Here is a 12,391-nt window from a genome sequence, read left to right as displayed (position 1 = left end):
ACCTTCACGGCTCCAGTCGAGGGATGCGGGTATGCACCGCGATCATGTCGCACACGGCCTGGTACATCTCCCGGCCGTCGCGGGCCTCGACATCCGCGAGGTAGTCATTCGCGCCGGACACGTCGCCAACGCTCAGGAACCCAAGGCAGAAGTGGAAGTGCGTCAGCACCCGGTTCGCGCGCTGCTGCTGTTCGGTCTGCCCGGCCATATCAAGACCCTCGACCACGGAGCGCGATCTGCTCTATACCGAGATGGGTATCTCACCGCGAGATGTAGCCTGCTTGGGTGACCGATCCCAAGGGCGTGGCGCTGCCTGACTGGGCATGGCAGCGCCACGAAGTCCGCGATGCGCTCCGGGCCCGAGACATGGCCGCCTTCTTCAAGGCCGTCCAGCAGTACAGCGGTGCCAGCCAAACGCGCATCGCCCGCGCCACCGGCCTGCTCCAAGGACGCGTCAGCGAGATCGTCAACGGCACCCGCAAGGTCACCACCCTGGACCTGTTCGAGCGCATCGCTGACGGCGTCCAGATGCCCGACGATGCCCGGATGCTGCTCGGACTTGCTCCCCAAGACCCTGCCGGCCTTGACCACCTAAGCGCCTCCGGACGGGCCGAGCTCATCGCCGTCTACCCGTCCCAGTCGGCTGCTCTTCCCGAGATCCGCGATCTCGCCGGCAAGGCGGCGGTGGTGGATGTGCTGGCCGTGCGCGGGCTCGGCATCCTCGGCATGAACGACTCGCTGCTCCGCCCCAGCGTGCGGAAGTCGTCGCCGGCCGTCCGGGTCCTGCTGCTCGATCCCGACAGCGAAGCAGCCCACCGCAGGGCGGCCGAGATCGGCGAGTCGCACGCGACGTTCAGCGGCGGCATCCGCATGTCGATCGAGCGCCTCCGCGAGCTCGCTGCCGACGGCGTTCAGGTCGAGGCGCACACCTACGCGTTGCTGCCCACCTGGCGCGTCATCGGCCTGGACAGCACGTTGTTCGTGTCCGCGTTCGGTGAGACTCACGAGGGGCACACGTCGCCGATGTACCGGATCGCCGGATCGCCGCATGGCGCACTGCACCGCGGCTTCCGTAGGTTCAGCGAGGAGTTGCGCCGCACCGCGCGGCGCGTGGTCTGACCGGGAGGCGACCATGGCGGTTGAGGCTGAACTCAAGGCACGACTCCACAACCCTGAGCATGTGCTGCAGCGCCTCGCTGAGCGAGCGCCCGCCGAACACTCCGTCTATGCCGACCGCTACTTCGACTTCCCGGACCACCGGCTCGGCGCGACTGGCTACGAGGTGCGGCTGCGGACGATAACCGGAAACGCAGGAGAGGTGCGGTCGCTGCTGACGTTCAAGGAACCGGCGGTTGATACTGCGAGCGACTCTAAACCCGAGCACGAGACGTCCGTAGGCGACTCTAATGCGGTCGTCCCTCTACTGGGCGCGCTGGGGCTGGTCGAGGTGATCGCGTTCGAGAAGCGCTGCACCAACTACCGGTTCACCGCCCATCGCCGACACCTGCTGGCCACGCTGGTCGAGGTGCCTGAGCTCGGCGGCGAGACGTACATCGAGGTGGAGACCCTGACCGCCAGGGAAGACGTGAACGCCGGTTTGAGCGTGATTCGGCGAGTGCTGAACGAACTAGGCGTCACCGATGATGAGCTGACAACGGAGACCTACACGGGGGCGGTGACGGCTCGACGGCGTAACCGACCAGACGGTTGAGCCGCGTTATGAACGGATGATGCCCCCGTTTCGCAACGGGGGCATCACCTCAGCCGCTACAGACAAGAGCGCCCAACGAACAGCTAGAACAGCAGCTGCCAGGCCGGTCTACACCTCGGAGAGTGTCGACTATCCTAGAGTTGCAACACCTAGCCCTTCAGTTACATCCTCCAATGCGCGCGCGGAACTTACATCGATGGTCCGAGAAAACTTCTCGATGGTTTTGAGATGAAGATCCATTTTTTTGTTCTGAATCGCCCGTGAATCGTAGAGCGTTATAAAGTCGCGCACATTTGCGTCGACCGAGTGTTCCACCTGCTCAATTCTAAATAGCAGGTCATTCACGCGACGCTCAACGGCCAGATCCTGCCCAAGAAGACTAACCTTCTCAAGCAATCTCACACTCGCGCCAGCCTGAATCGAATTCAAGTATCGGAAGTCGAACTTTATCGACCGTCGCTGTCCCCGTAGATCGACGTTGTAGACAACATCTTTTTCGATCCGCGTACCAAGCGGAGGGGAAAACCGCTTGAACAGCAGGTCGTTGACCACGTCTTCAAGGTGTGCCACTTGTGCACCCTTCGACGTACTCACCAGATCGTTGAACAGCGAGTCAACCGCCGCCCTCATGTCATACTGCGGAAATGCCAGATCGAGCAGTTGTCCGCGATACTCAAGTTCATAGTTATCCAAGGTCCGCCTCTTTAGGGAGGACAGCGCCTTGTCGAACATGCCCTCATCGAGGTGATACCGGAGGTATTCAATCCAGGCACAGAAGGCATCGGAGCTGGCCACGACATTCTGCACGGAACGTCGATCGAATCGGCCGTCGTCCTTCTCGCCTATGAAGCGAGCAACACCGCCGTCTTCACCAACAACCACGACACCAATATTCTTTGGCTCATTCCTGAACACGTCAGTTCTATACTTGACGAGATACCAGTCAGCGAACATCGCCCACCTCGCCCAGCTCAAATGGCCACTCGGTAACCTTCGAATATTCTCCCGAGGTGCGGCTAATAAATTCCCGCACCCTACTCTTACGGTGGTCGATATACCGTATTAGCTCTTCCGCTACCTCTTTGTTGACCAAGTCGACCGCCAGGCAGTTATTAACAAGCCTGCGAATCTCTTCCTTTTGAACGCCAGCTATTCGTGTACACCAAGAATCCAAGTACTCGGCCGACTGAAAATAGGGCGCAAACTCGTGCGATCGCACCTCTCGGTCCCGCTCGGATCGGAGCATCGAACTCAAATCTTTCGAGCAACGGCCGAGCAATGCCAGGTCATGATCGAAAGCCGCGACACCAACCTTTGGGTGATACGCAACGTTACCATCGTGCCGATCGGTATTTGCAACCCACTGATCAAAAGCAACAATTCCCCAAGCTTCCCATGGGCGCTCCAAAACAAGCTTCCCAAGGATTGCTGGAGGAAGTCGGTCACCCTTCAATCCGAAGGCCATGCAAGTATAGCCATAAATTCCGCCGTCTAGCTCAACCAAAGCTCCCGGCGGCACGGAAAGGCCAATAGACAAGCCTAGGGCGCTTGAAATGTAGTCGTTCAACACGCCGTGCGGCCGGTCCTTGGTGTTCTGTCGAGAGTAGGCACTCAACCTGACAGAACTAACGCCGCCGGATCCGCCAACGGTCGCACCGAACCCGTCCAGCGCGAAGTAGCCCATGCCGCTTACAGGCGGCTGGCCTGCCCCGCCGACCATCTTGCCTCCTCCAGGGGGTGACGACGCGATGGTAGCCGTGCGAGGACACGTTGGCTGCCCCATAAGGTCGGTGTCCGTCAGATGCGTTCACACCGGTCGCGTGCAACTCCAGGTGCACTGACGCAGTACGCCGGCGCTCGGGCGATCGGAGAGTCCAGGCGGAACGCGGGCGCGGGAGCCCTCATTGCCGCAGCGTCGTTGCGGCGGGGCCTAGCCGAAGTCCAGAGCACCTCCATCGACATCGGGCGCAGGTGCCGTCACGGGCAAGAAGATCGTCCGTCGAGCGGCTGGCCAGCGTTGACCGGACCTGGTACCGAACGGCGCTGTCCCGCTTGCCGCAGTTCCTCCTGCGTCGCATGCCGTCAAAGCCGTAGCCTCGGCCAGGCATCTGAGACGAAAGGGGCCGCTTTGAGCGATTGGCGGATGTTGGCGACACGGCTCACGGCCAACGCCACAGTGACCGACGCGGCGACCAGCCCTAACGTGCCGTTGCCCTCCCCGCAGGAAGCTGCGGAGTTCCTACGTGGCGTTCATCACCTGATCAGCCGCCTGACCGCAGCCAGCATCGGTCTTGGGAGGGCATACGGTGCCAGGCTCTCCGAGGCTGACCTCGGACGGTTCCGGCTTGCCGTGCAACACATGCAGGCGGTGTCGTTCGACGCAGTAGCAGACGCACTTGAGCGTCTACCTGCTGGTTCTCGGCCGATGGGTGAGTGACCAACTGCGTGACAATCGAGGCGAACGGGTGCGCACGTCGATGGACGCCTACGGACGCCGCATGTCCTCTGACCTGCACGGACATGCCGCTCACGGTGGCTGGACCTTTGCTTCGGGACGAAGAGGTCGCAGGTTCAAATCCTGTCACCCCGACGAGATCGGGAGAGCCTTGTGCGTCATTCGACGCACAAGGCTCTCGTCTTTTCTACACTGGGGCTCCCGCCCCAGACCCCGAGGCAGGGCGGGCTTCGCCCCCTGCACCCCCCAATTCGTGTGGGCATTTCTTTGCGTCGCCTTCACGTCTCTTGCTCTTGCTGCTAGGCGGGTCCCGGGCACCCTCGCGCTCCTACCTCCTCGCTTCGCTCGTCTGCTGACTGGCTTCGTGTCTTCCGGGCCCGTCTGTCCTGGGCGGCTTTGCCGCTGCCGCTCTTCCTCTCTCTTCTGGGCTGTTCGTGACAGGATCGGGGGGTGACGAATCATCCTGTTGCGCGGGTGCCGGAGCGGCTGTTCGAAGATCCTGAGGCGGAGAAGCGCTGGAGGGATCGGTTTGAGGCGCGGCGGGTGTCGTTGCCGGACTGGGCGGTGGATGCGCCGGGGCGCTCGCTGTACGTGTCCAATGCGAGTGGGGTGTGGGAGGTGTACGCGTGGAACCGGGAGACCGATGAGCACCGGCAGGTGACTGATCGGCCGAACGGGACCATGCATTCGACGTTGAGCCCGGATGGGGAGCAGATCTGGTGGTTCAACGACACGGATGGGGACGAGTTCGGTAGCTGGGTGGTGGAGCCGTACGGGGGTGGGGAGAAGAAGGCGGCTCTTGAAGGGGTGCATGACGGGTACCCGGCCGGGCTTGAGGTGGGGAGTTCGAGGATCGCGGTGGGGGCGTCGACCGATGACGGGACGACGATCTGGGTGACTCGGGACGGTCGGCCCGAGGTGATCTACGTCAATGAGAACGACGGCGGGGTGGCCAGTCTGTCGCGGGATGAGCGGCTGCTGGCGATCTCGCACTCGGAACACGGGGACAGCCGGCATCCGGCGTTGCGGGTGCTGACGGCTGACGATGGCGTGGTGGTGGCGGAGAAGTGGGACGGGAAAGGTAAAGGGCTGGAAGGGATCTCGTTCAGCCCGGTGGCGGGGGACTCGCGACTGCTGGTGCTGCACGAGCGGCGGGGTAAGGAAGAGCTGCTGATCTGGGACGTCGAGGCGGACACCGAGACGGAGATCAGCATCGACCTGCCGGGTGAGCTGGCGGCCGACTGGTACCGGGACGGCCGAGCGCTGCTGGTGGTGCACAGCTATCGGTCGCGGACGACGTTGCACCGGTATGACATTGCGACCGGTGAACTGTCCACTTTGGATACCCCGAAGGGGACAATCGGGGGTGCGGGGGCGCGGCCGGACGGGTCGGTGGAGTACTCGTGGTCGTCGGCGGAGCATCCGTCGGCGGTGAGGGTGCTGTCGAGTGACGGCGATCGGGTGCTGTTGCAGCCGCCGGGGGAGCGGGCGCCGTCGTCGCAGCCGATGGAGGATGTGTTCGTCGGGGATGTGCATGCGCTGGTGTCGAAGCCGGCGCATGCGGGAAGTGGGCCGCTGCCAACGGTTTTTGCGATTCACGGTGGGCCGCATGCCAATGACGAGGACCGGTTCTCGGCCTATCGGGCGGTGTGGCTGGATGCTGGTTTTGTTGTGGTGCAGGTGAATTACCGTGGGTCCACGGGGTATGGGTCGGCCTGGCGGGATGCGATTGAAGGGCGTCCGGGGCTTACTGAGCTGGAAGACATTGCGGCGGTGCACGACTGGGCGGTGGAGTCGGGGCTGGCGGATCCGTCGAAGTGCGTGATCAACGGGGCGTCCTGGGGCGGGTATCTGACGCTGCTGGCGCTGGGGGTGCAGCCGAAACGGTGGGCCGCGGGTGTTGCGGGCGTGCCGGTGGCGGATTACGTCGCGGCGTACGAAGACGAGATGGAGCCGCTGCGGGCCTTTGACCGGGCGCTGTTCGGCGGGTCGCCGGAAGAGCTGCCCGAGCTGTACCGGGAGTGCTCGCCGCTGACCTACGTGGACGACGTCACGGCGCCGGTGATCGTGCTGGCCGGCGAGAACGACCCGCGCTGCCCGATCCGGCAGATCGACAACTACCTGGACCGGCTGGCCGAGCGCAACGCGCCGTACGAGGTGTACCGGTACGAGGCCGGCCACGGCTCGCTGGTGGTGGCCGAGACGATCAAGCAGACGGCCATCGAGGTGGACTTCACCCGACGGGCCCTGGGCCTGTAGCGCGAAGGGTGGGGCCGGAAGGCCCCACCCTTCAACCGCTGCTACGCCAGCTGGGCCTGCCACATCCAGTGGGCTTCCTCCAGCTTGGCGGTGAGCTCGATGATCAGGTCCTGGGTGACCAGGTCGGTGTCGTCCGTGGTCTTGATCCGGGCCCGCATCCGCTGCACGACCTCGCCCAGCGTGGCCGTGATGGCCTTGGCCACGGCCTCGTCGTCCCGCCAGCCGACCTCGAACTCCGGCACGCCGGAGTTCTTGGCCACGGTGACGGCCCGGCCGTCCGGCGAAACGCCGATGGCCGACGCGCGCTCCGCGACCTGGTCGGTGTACTCGCGGGCGGCGGCGACCAGCTCGTCGAGCTGCAGGTGCACGCTGCGGAAGTTGCGGCCGACCACGTTCCAGTGGGCCTGCTTGGCCACCAGCGACAGGTCGATCAGGTCGACCAGCGCCTCCTGGAGCACCCGACCGGTCTCGTCCCGCGCCTTCTGGTCGAGCGGACTGGTGATCGGGGCCTTGCCCATGTCTGCCTCCTCGGGGCTCGCGTGACCGTCGAGTACCCGAGGAGACAGCGGCTAAAAGTCAGACGGTCGCGGTGACCGAGACCTCGATGTTGCCGCGGGTGGCGTTGGAGTAGGGGCACACCTGGTGCGCGGCGGCAACCAGCTGGTCGGCAGCGCCCTGCTCGAAGCCGGGCACGTGCGCGGCGAGCTCGACGCCCAGGGTGAAACCGCCGTTGTCCAGGGTGAACACGCTCACCTGGGCGGTGACGGAGGTCTCCGGCAGCTTGATCTTCTGCCGGCGGGCGACCGCCTGCATGGCGCTGTGGAAACAGGCCGCGTAGCCGGCGGCGAACAGCTGCTCGGGGTTGGTCTTGTCACCGCCGGGGCCGCCCATCTCCTTCGGCACGGCCAGGATCTCGTCGATCACGCCGTCCGAGGAACGGACCTCTCCGTTGCGGCCCTCACCGATCGCGATCGCCTCGGCGGTGTACAGCGCTGCCATCGTCTTCTCCTTCGCCTACGAAGTTACTGACGGGTACAACGCATCGACCCGGCTCAATGTAGCCGGTGGTGACCGACCTCACCGAGGGCGAACTCGGCAACCTGACGTCCCACCAGGCGCAGTGAGTCGTAGGCGCGCTGATCGGAACACGTGCCGTCGGCCTCGAAGCGGACCTCGGCGGTGTTCAGCGGGACACCCAGCGGCGTCGGCCAGCCGCGCAGGGCATGCACGATGGAGCGCAGCGCGGTCAGCGTGCTGACGGCCGCCTGCCAGCCCATCGCGCTGGTCACGCAGCCGACCGCCCGGCCGTCCAGGAACGGGTGCGGATCTCCGCTGAGGTCCTGGACGTAGTCGAGGGCGTTCTTGACCAGCCCGGACAGCGAACCGTGGTAGCCGGGAGAGACGAGGACCACGCCGTCGGCCTCGCGCAGCAGTTCGATCAGCCGCCGCGCCGACTCGGGGCGCTCGGGCACGGCGGGGTCGTAGAACGGCAGCACCAGGTCCGTGCCGGTGACGGCGATCGTCTTCGCGCCCGCCTCTTCCGCACCCGACAGCGCAACGTGCAGCGCCCGCTCGGACTGCGAGTCGGCCCGCAAGGAGCCACCGATCCCCACCACCGTCACCGTCATACGTCCACCGTACGAGTTACAGCGGGCTTGAGGTCAAGATCCCTCGCCTGGGTACCTACCGACCGGTAGTGTCCTGGGCCATGGCGAGCCTCGCGCAGTCCGTTCCGCTCAGGTGGCAGGCCCGGGCACTGCGGGCGGTCTTCGCCCTGCCCACGCCGGTGCGACGGTTGCTGGCCGGCAAGCCGATCCGGCTGGACGGGCAGACCCTCGACCTGGACGCGCAGCTGCTGCTGAAGATGCAGCAGCTGTCCGGTACCGAGCTGCACGGCACCGACGTCCGCCAGGCCCGGGCCTCGATCGCCGCCGGCCGCGAGCTGGTCGGCGGCGAGGCGATCGAACCCGTCACGACCAAGGATCTCCAGCTGCCGGGCGACCTCCCGGCCCGCCTCTACCGGCCGGGCGACCTGCCGGAGGGCTCGCCGCTGCTGCTTTTCTTCCACGGCGGCGGTTTTGTCATCGGCGACGTCGACAGCCACGACCACCTGTGCCGGTTCCTCGCCCGCAACGCCGGCGTCCGGGTGTTGTCGGTCGGCTACCGGCTCGCCCCGGAGGACCCGTTCCCGGCCGCGGTCGACGACTGCCTGGCGGCGTTCAAGTGGGCCGCGGCCGAGGCGACGTCACTGGGCGCTGACCCGAAGCTCATCGCCATCGGCGGCGACAGCGCGGGCGGCAACCTCGCCGTCGTCACGGCGTTGCAGGCCGGGTCGAGCAACCCGCGCCCGGTGTTCCTGCTGCTGCTCTACCCGACCGTGGACGCGACCGTTCGCCGGCGGTCGCGGGAGCTCTTCGGCAATGGCTACTTCCTGACCGACACCGGCATGGACTGGTTCATGGAGCGCTACGTGCCGGACCCGGCGACCCGCACGGACCCACGGGTGTCGCCGCTGCTGGCCGAGGACCTCAGCACGCTGCCGCCGACGTACATCGCCACGGCCGGCTTCGACCCGCTGCGTGACGAAGGCGAGCTGTTCGCCCGCCGGGTCGCCGAGGCCGGTGTGCCGGTCGTCCTGCGTCGGCACGAGGGCCTGTTCCACGGCTTCGCGAGCATGACCGGCATCGGACGCTCGTTCAAGGAAGCCACCCTGGAGGCGGCCAGCGCCCTGCGTACGGGGCTGGCCATCGGCCGCAACGGCCGGCCGCGCCGCAAGGCGGTCAACGCCGACGAGCTCAACGGCTACCCGGTCGGCAGCTGGCTGGCCTGAGCCGCCTGGCAGGCCGGGCAGTAGCCCCAGAACACGACCTCGGCTTCGGCCACGGTGAAGCCCATCGAGTCGGACGGCTCAAGGCACGGCGCCGGGCCGACCACGCAGTCCACGTCCTCGGTCCGGCCGCAGCCACGGCAGACCAGGTGGTGATGGTTGTCACCGGTGCGCGTCTCGAACCGGGCCGGCGAGCCGGCGGGCTCGATCCGGCGGACCAGGTCGGCCCGCACGCAGGCGTTGAGCACGTCGTACACGGCCTGCGTCGACACCGAGCCGATCTGGCCGCGAACTCCGCCCGCGACCTGGTCAGCGGTGGTGTGAGGGTGACCGGAAAGCCACTCCAGGACGGCCAGCCGCGGCGCGGTCACCCGCAGCCCGGCGGTGCGCAGTTGGCGCCGCAGGGTCTCCACGTTTGCTTGGTCGGTAGCCATGTCTAGACCAGCTCAGCACGTTTTCTTGAGTCAGACAAGAAATCGGTTGCGCCGACGGCCCGGTACCTAGTGACATCGGTGGGTGGTCCTGACGTCCTACGGCCGGGTGACGGCGCTCCCCGGTGTGCGCATGTTGTTCGTGGTCACCGGGCTGGCCCGTATCCCGGTGGCGGCCGCGGGCGTGACCATCACCCTGCACGTCGTGCTCGGCCTGGGCATGGGCTACGGCGAGGCCGGCGCGGTGGCGGCGGCCACGACGCTCGGCATGGCGCTGGGCGGACCCCTGATGGGCCGGCTGCTCGACCGGCGCGGATTGCGCCGGGTGCTGCTGCTGGCCACGATCGCCGCCGGCGTGTTCTGGGCCGCCGCGCCCTGGCTGCCGTACTGGGGCCTGATGGTGCTGTCGTTCGTCGGCGGCCTGCTGGCCCTGCCGGTGATGTCCATCGGCCGGCAGGCGATGGTCGCGCTGCTGCCTGAGGACGACAGCTATCGCCGGCCGGCCTTCTCGCTGGACTCGGTGCTGACCGAGATCTCGTACATGGTCGGCCCCTCCGCCGGCGTGTTCCTGACCACGGCCTTCTCCTCGACCACGGCGATGTTGTGCGTCGGCACGGGCACCGTGCTGTCCGGCGTGTGGCTGTACGTGCTGGATCCGCCGGTGAAATCCGAGGAGGCCGCGCAGCACGGCCACGTGCCGCTGCTGTCCTGGCTGCGCGGGCCGATGATCGCGGTGCTGGTGCTGGCCGGCGCGATGGTGCTGATCATGGCCGGGGCCGAGGTGGCGATCGTGGCGGCGCTGCGGGTCTCCGGGCAGGTGGGCTGGTCCGGGCTGGTGATCGCGGTGTGGTGCCTGGCCTCGGTGGTCGGCGGCATCGTGCACGGCGCGATGCGACGGCCGCTGCCGCTGGTGGTGCTGATGGCGCTGGTCGGCGTGACGATGGTGCCGGTCGGTCTGCTGGCCGGGCAGTGGTGGCTGCTGGCGCTGGCCCTGGTGCCCAACGGCTTGCTGTGCGCGCCCACGTTCTCGTCCACCTCGGACGCGGTGACACGGCTGGCGCCGGAGTCGGTGCGCGGCACGGTGATGGGCGTCTACAGCTCGGCGTACACCGTCGGGGCGGCCATCGGCGCGCCACTGATCGGCTTCGTGATGGACAACTCGATGCCGCTGTGGGGCTTCGTCGCGGCCGGCGGGGTGGGGCTGCTGGGTGTGGCGACAGCCGTCGCCCTTGGCGGGCACAAGCTCAGCCAGCGTCAGCTGTCGAGTTCCCTGAGCGCCTCGTAGATCCGTTCCAGCGCGGGGCGGTTGCGGGCCATCCGGCGGCTGGCGATCTCCTCGGGCGCGACCGTGCCGACCGGCGTCACCAGGTCCGCGGCCGCGTCGAGGGACGGCAGCTCGCCCAGCGCCCGCCAGCCCAGAAGTGCCGCTCCCACACCGGATCCCTCGTTGCCGTCCACAAAGGACAGCTCCTGGCCGAACGCAGCCGCGACCACCGAGCTCCACAGTGGACCGCGGAAAGCGCCGCCGGTGGCCCGAATCTCGTGCACGGCTGCGCCGGCATCCCGTACGGCATCGAGGACCAAGGCCAGCTGCTGGCCGACGCCCTCGATCATGGCCCGGGTGATCACGGCCCGACCGTGCTCGCGGCGCAGGCCGACCAGCACGGCCCGCGGGTCCGGATCCCACCACGGCGCCCGCTCGCCCAGCAGGTACGGCAACGCCAACAGCCCGGCCGCGCCCGGCGGCTCCGATTCGGCCTCCGCCAACAACTCTGGCATTGGCACGCCGAAGACTTCGGACGCCCACTGCGCCACCACGCCGCCGTTGCTCACCGAACCGCCGAGCACCCAGAGCCCGTCGGCCAGGGCGTAGCAGAAGACTCGGCCGCGCTCGTCGACGCCGGGCCGGTCGCGGACGACCCTGAGCGCACCGCTGGTGCCCAGCGACAGCGCCGCCATGCCCGGCCGCACAGCGCCGACACCCAGGTTGGCCAGCGGACCGTCACCACCGCCGGCGATCACCGGCAAGCCGCTCGGCAGACCGCCGATGCCGTTGGCCATGGCCAGCGCCTTGGTCGGCTCGACCAGGTGCGGCAGTTGGTCCGGGTGCACGCCGGCGATGGCCAGCGCCGGCTCGTGCCAGGCCAGCCGGCGCATATCGAGCATGCCGGTGCCGGAGGCGTTGGAGTGCTCGGTGACCAGCCGACCGGTGAACTTGGCCAGCACGTAGTCCTTGAGGCCGGCCCACTTCACCGCCCGGGTGCACAGTTCCGGCTCATGCTCGGCGAACCAGGCCAGCTTGGTCAGCGGGAACGACGGATGCACCGGGGCGCCGGTCGCCGCGTGCAGGTCGAGGGCCAGTTGCTCATCGGCCCGCAAACGTTTGGCGATGTCGGCGGCGCGGTGATCGGCCCAGCTCAGGGCCGGGGTGAGCGGCTCACAGTTGCCGTCGAGCGCCAGCAGCGTGTGCATGGCCGAGCTGAACGACAGGGCTTCTATCTCGCCGTCGACCCGCTCGACGCACTCGGTCAGGGCCTTGGTGGCCGCGGCCAGCACGGCCTGCGGATCCTGCACGGCTTCGCCGTGCTCACCCGTCTCCAGGGCATAGCCCTGCTCGGCGGTGGCCACCACCCGGCCGTCCAGCCGGGTGGCGACCACCTTCGTCGCCGTGGTGCCGAGGTCGACACCCAACACGACCCCGGTCATCG

The 12,391-nt window shown here is 67.3% G+C and carries 13 protein-coding genes; 5 read left to right on the top strand and 8 right to left on the bottom strand.

All coding sequences use genetic code 11. The features are described 5' to 3' along the window. Positions 1-4 precede the first annotated feature (4 nt). A complete protein-coding gene (locus M3Q35_RS35330; protein WP_273936866.1) occupies positions 5-208 on the bottom strand; it encodes a hypothetical protein in 204 nt (67 codons plus the stop codon). Between the two features lie 77 nt (positions 209-285). On the opposite strand from M3Q35_RS35330, the gene M3Q35_RS35325 reads away from it, so the two are divergent. Beyond that, entirely contained in the window at positions 286-1,119 is an 834-nt protein-coding gene (locus M3Q35_RS35325; protein WP_273936865.1) for a helix-turn-helix domain-containing protein, read from the top strand. A 13-nt stretch (positions 1,120-1,132) separates the two neighbouring features. Beyond that, positions 1,133-1,711 carry a class IV adenylate cyclase gene (locus M3Q35_RS35320; protein ID WP_273936863.1) on the top strand — a complete coding sequence of 193 codons (579 nt, stop codon included), beginning with the start codon at positions 1,133-1,135 and terminating at the stop codon, positions 1,709-1,711. A gap of 129 nt (positions 1,712-1,840) precedes the next feature. Here the strand turns inward: M3Q35_RS35320 and M3Q35_RS35315 are convergent, their stop codons facing one another. Together M3Q35_RS35315 and M3Q35_RS35310 are read right to left on the bottom strand one after the other, a co-directional pair. Continuing rightward, complete coding sequence (locus M3Q35_RS35315; RefSeq protein ID WP_273936862.1) at positions 1,841-2,665, bottom strand: hypothetical protein; 825 nt, start codon at positions 2,663-2,665, stop codon at positions 1,841-1,843. Continuing rightward, on the bottom strand, positions 2,655-3,431 hold the full coding sequence (locus M3Q35_RS35310) for a hypothetical protein (RefSeq protein ID WP_273936861.1): 777 nt from the start codon (positions 3,429-3,431) through the stop codon (positions 2,655-2,657). Before M3Q35_RS35310 ends, M3Q35_RS35315 begins: the two co-directional genes overlap by 11 nt. Before the next feature lie 1,185 nt (positions 3,432-4,616). Between M3Q35_RS35310 and M3Q35_RS35305 the strand changes: the two genes are divergently transcribed. Continuing rightward, entirely contained in the window at positions 4,617-6,425 is a 1,809-nt protein-coding gene (locus M3Q35_RS35305; RefSeq protein WP_273936860.1) for a dipeptidyl-peptidase 5, read from the top strand. Positions 6,426-6,466: 41 nt separating this feature from the next. Here the strand turns inward: M3Q35_RS35305 and M3Q35_RS35300 are convergent, their stop codons facing one another. From M3Q35_RS35300 to M3Q35_RS35290, 3 genes are read right to left on the bottom strand one after another with little or no spacing between them, the layout of a single operon-like run. Next, complete coding sequence (locus tag M3Q35_RS35300) at positions 6,467-6,943, bottom strand: Dps family protein (RefSeq protein ID WP_273936859.1); 477 nt, start codon at positions 6,941-6,943, stop codon at positions 6,467-6,469. A 58-nt stretch (positions 6,944-7,001) separates the two neighbouring features. Next, positions 7,002-7,424, bottom strand: a complete 423-nt coding sequence (locus tag M3Q35_RS35295; RefSeq protein WP_273936858.1) for an organic hydroperoxide resistance protein — start codon at positions 7,422-7,424, stop codon at positions 7,002-7,004. 53 nt (positions 7,425-7,477) lie between these two features. Continuing rightward, positions 7,478-8,053 carry an NADPH-dependent FMN reductase gene (locus M3Q35_RS35290; protein WP_273936857.1) on the bottom strand — a complete coding sequence of 192 codons (576 nt, stop codon included), beginning with the start codon at positions 8,051-8,053 and terminating at the stop codon, positions 7,478-7,480. An 80-nt stretch (positions 8,054-8,133) separates the two neighbouring features. Here M3Q35_RS35290 and M3Q35_RS35285 point away from each other — a divergent pair, with 80 nt between their 5' ends. Then, positions 8,134-9,255 carry an alpha/beta hydrolase gene (locus tag M3Q35_RS35285; RefSeq protein WP_273936856.1) on the top strand — a complete coding sequence of 374 codons (1,122 nt, stop codon included), beginning with the start codon at positions 8,134-8,136 and terminating at the stop codon, positions 9,253-9,255. Here M3Q35_RS35285 and M3Q35_RS35280 read toward each other — a convergent pair. Further along, positions 9,228-9,686, bottom strand: a complete 459-nt coding sequence (locus M3Q35_RS35280) for a Fur family transcriptional regulator (RefSeq protein ID WP_273936855.1) — start codon at positions 9,684-9,686, stop codon at positions 9,228-9,230. The genes M3Q35_RS35285 and M3Q35_RS35280 overlap by 28 nt on opposite strands. 82 nt (positions 9,687-9,768) lie before the next feature. On the opposite strand from M3Q35_RS35280, the gene M3Q35_RS35275 reads away from it, so the two are divergent. After that, complete coding sequence (locus M3Q35_RS35275) at positions 9,769-10,968, top strand: MFS transporter (RefSeq protein WP_273936854.1); 1,200 nt, start codon at positions 9,769-9,771, stop codon at positions 10,966-10,968. Here the strand turns inward: M3Q35_RS35275 and M3Q35_RS35270 are convergent. Beyond that, on the bottom strand, positions 10,938-12,389 hold the full coding sequence (locus M3Q35_RS35270) for a gluconokinase (RefSeq protein WP_273936853.1): 1,452 nt from the start codon (positions 12,387-12,389) through the stop codon (positions 10,938-10,940). The two genes, M3Q35_RS35275 and M3Q35_RS35270, sit on opposite strands and share 31 nt — an antisense overlap. Positions 12,390-12,391: the final 2 nt, after the last annotated feature.

It is taken from the genome of Kutzneria chonburiensis (genome assembly GCF_028622115.1).
Lineage (GTDB): Bacteria > Actinomycetota > Actinomycetes > Mycobacteriales > Pseudonocardiaceae > Kutzneria > Kutzneria chonburiensis.
The sequence above is the reverse complement of the archived record's forward strand: the minus strand, read 5'-3'. Positions and strand labels throughout refer to the sequence as shown.

Coding starts and splice junctions, on each gene's coding strand:
- M3Q35_RS35270 (WP_273936853.1), bottom strand. CDS start 12,389: ATGACCGGGGTCGTGTTGGGTGTCGACCTCGGCACCACGGCGACGAAG.
- M3Q35_RS35300 (WP_273936859.1), bottom strand. CDS start 6,943: ATGGGCAAGGCCCCGATCACCAGTCCGCTCGACCAGAAGGCGCGGGAC.
- M3Q35_RS35285 (WP_273936856.1), top strand. CDS start 8,134: ATGGCGAGCCTCGCGCAGTCCGTTCCGCTCAGGTGGCAGGCCCGGGCA.
- M3Q35_RS35280 (WP_273936855.1), bottom strand. CDS start 9,686: ATGGCTACCGACCAAGCAAACGTGGAGACCCTGCGGCGCCAACTGCGC.
- M3Q35_RS35295 (WP_273936858.1), bottom strand. CDS start 7,424: ATGGCAGCGCTGTACACCGCCGAGGCGATCGCGATCGGTGAGGGCCGC.
- M3Q35_RS35330 (WP_273936866.1), bottom strand. CDS start 208: ATGGCCGGGCAGACCGAACAGCAGCAGCGCGCGAACCGGGTGCTGACG.
- M3Q35_RS35320 (WP_273936863.1), top strand. CDS start 1,133: ATGGCGGTTGAGGCTGAACTCAAGGCACGACTCCACAACCCTGAGCAT.
- M3Q35_RS35290 (WP_273936857.1), bottom strand. CDS start 8,053: ATGACGGTGACGGTGGTGGGGATCGGTGGCTCCTTGCGGGCCGACTCG.
- M3Q35_RS35310 (WP_273936861.1), bottom strand. CDS start 3,431: ATGGTCGGCGGGGCAGGCCAGCCGCCTGTAAGCGGCATGGGCTACTTC.
- M3Q35_RS35315 (WP_273936862.1), bottom strand. CDS start 2,665: ATGTTCGCTGACTGGTATCTCGTCAAGTATAGAACTGACGTGTTCAGG.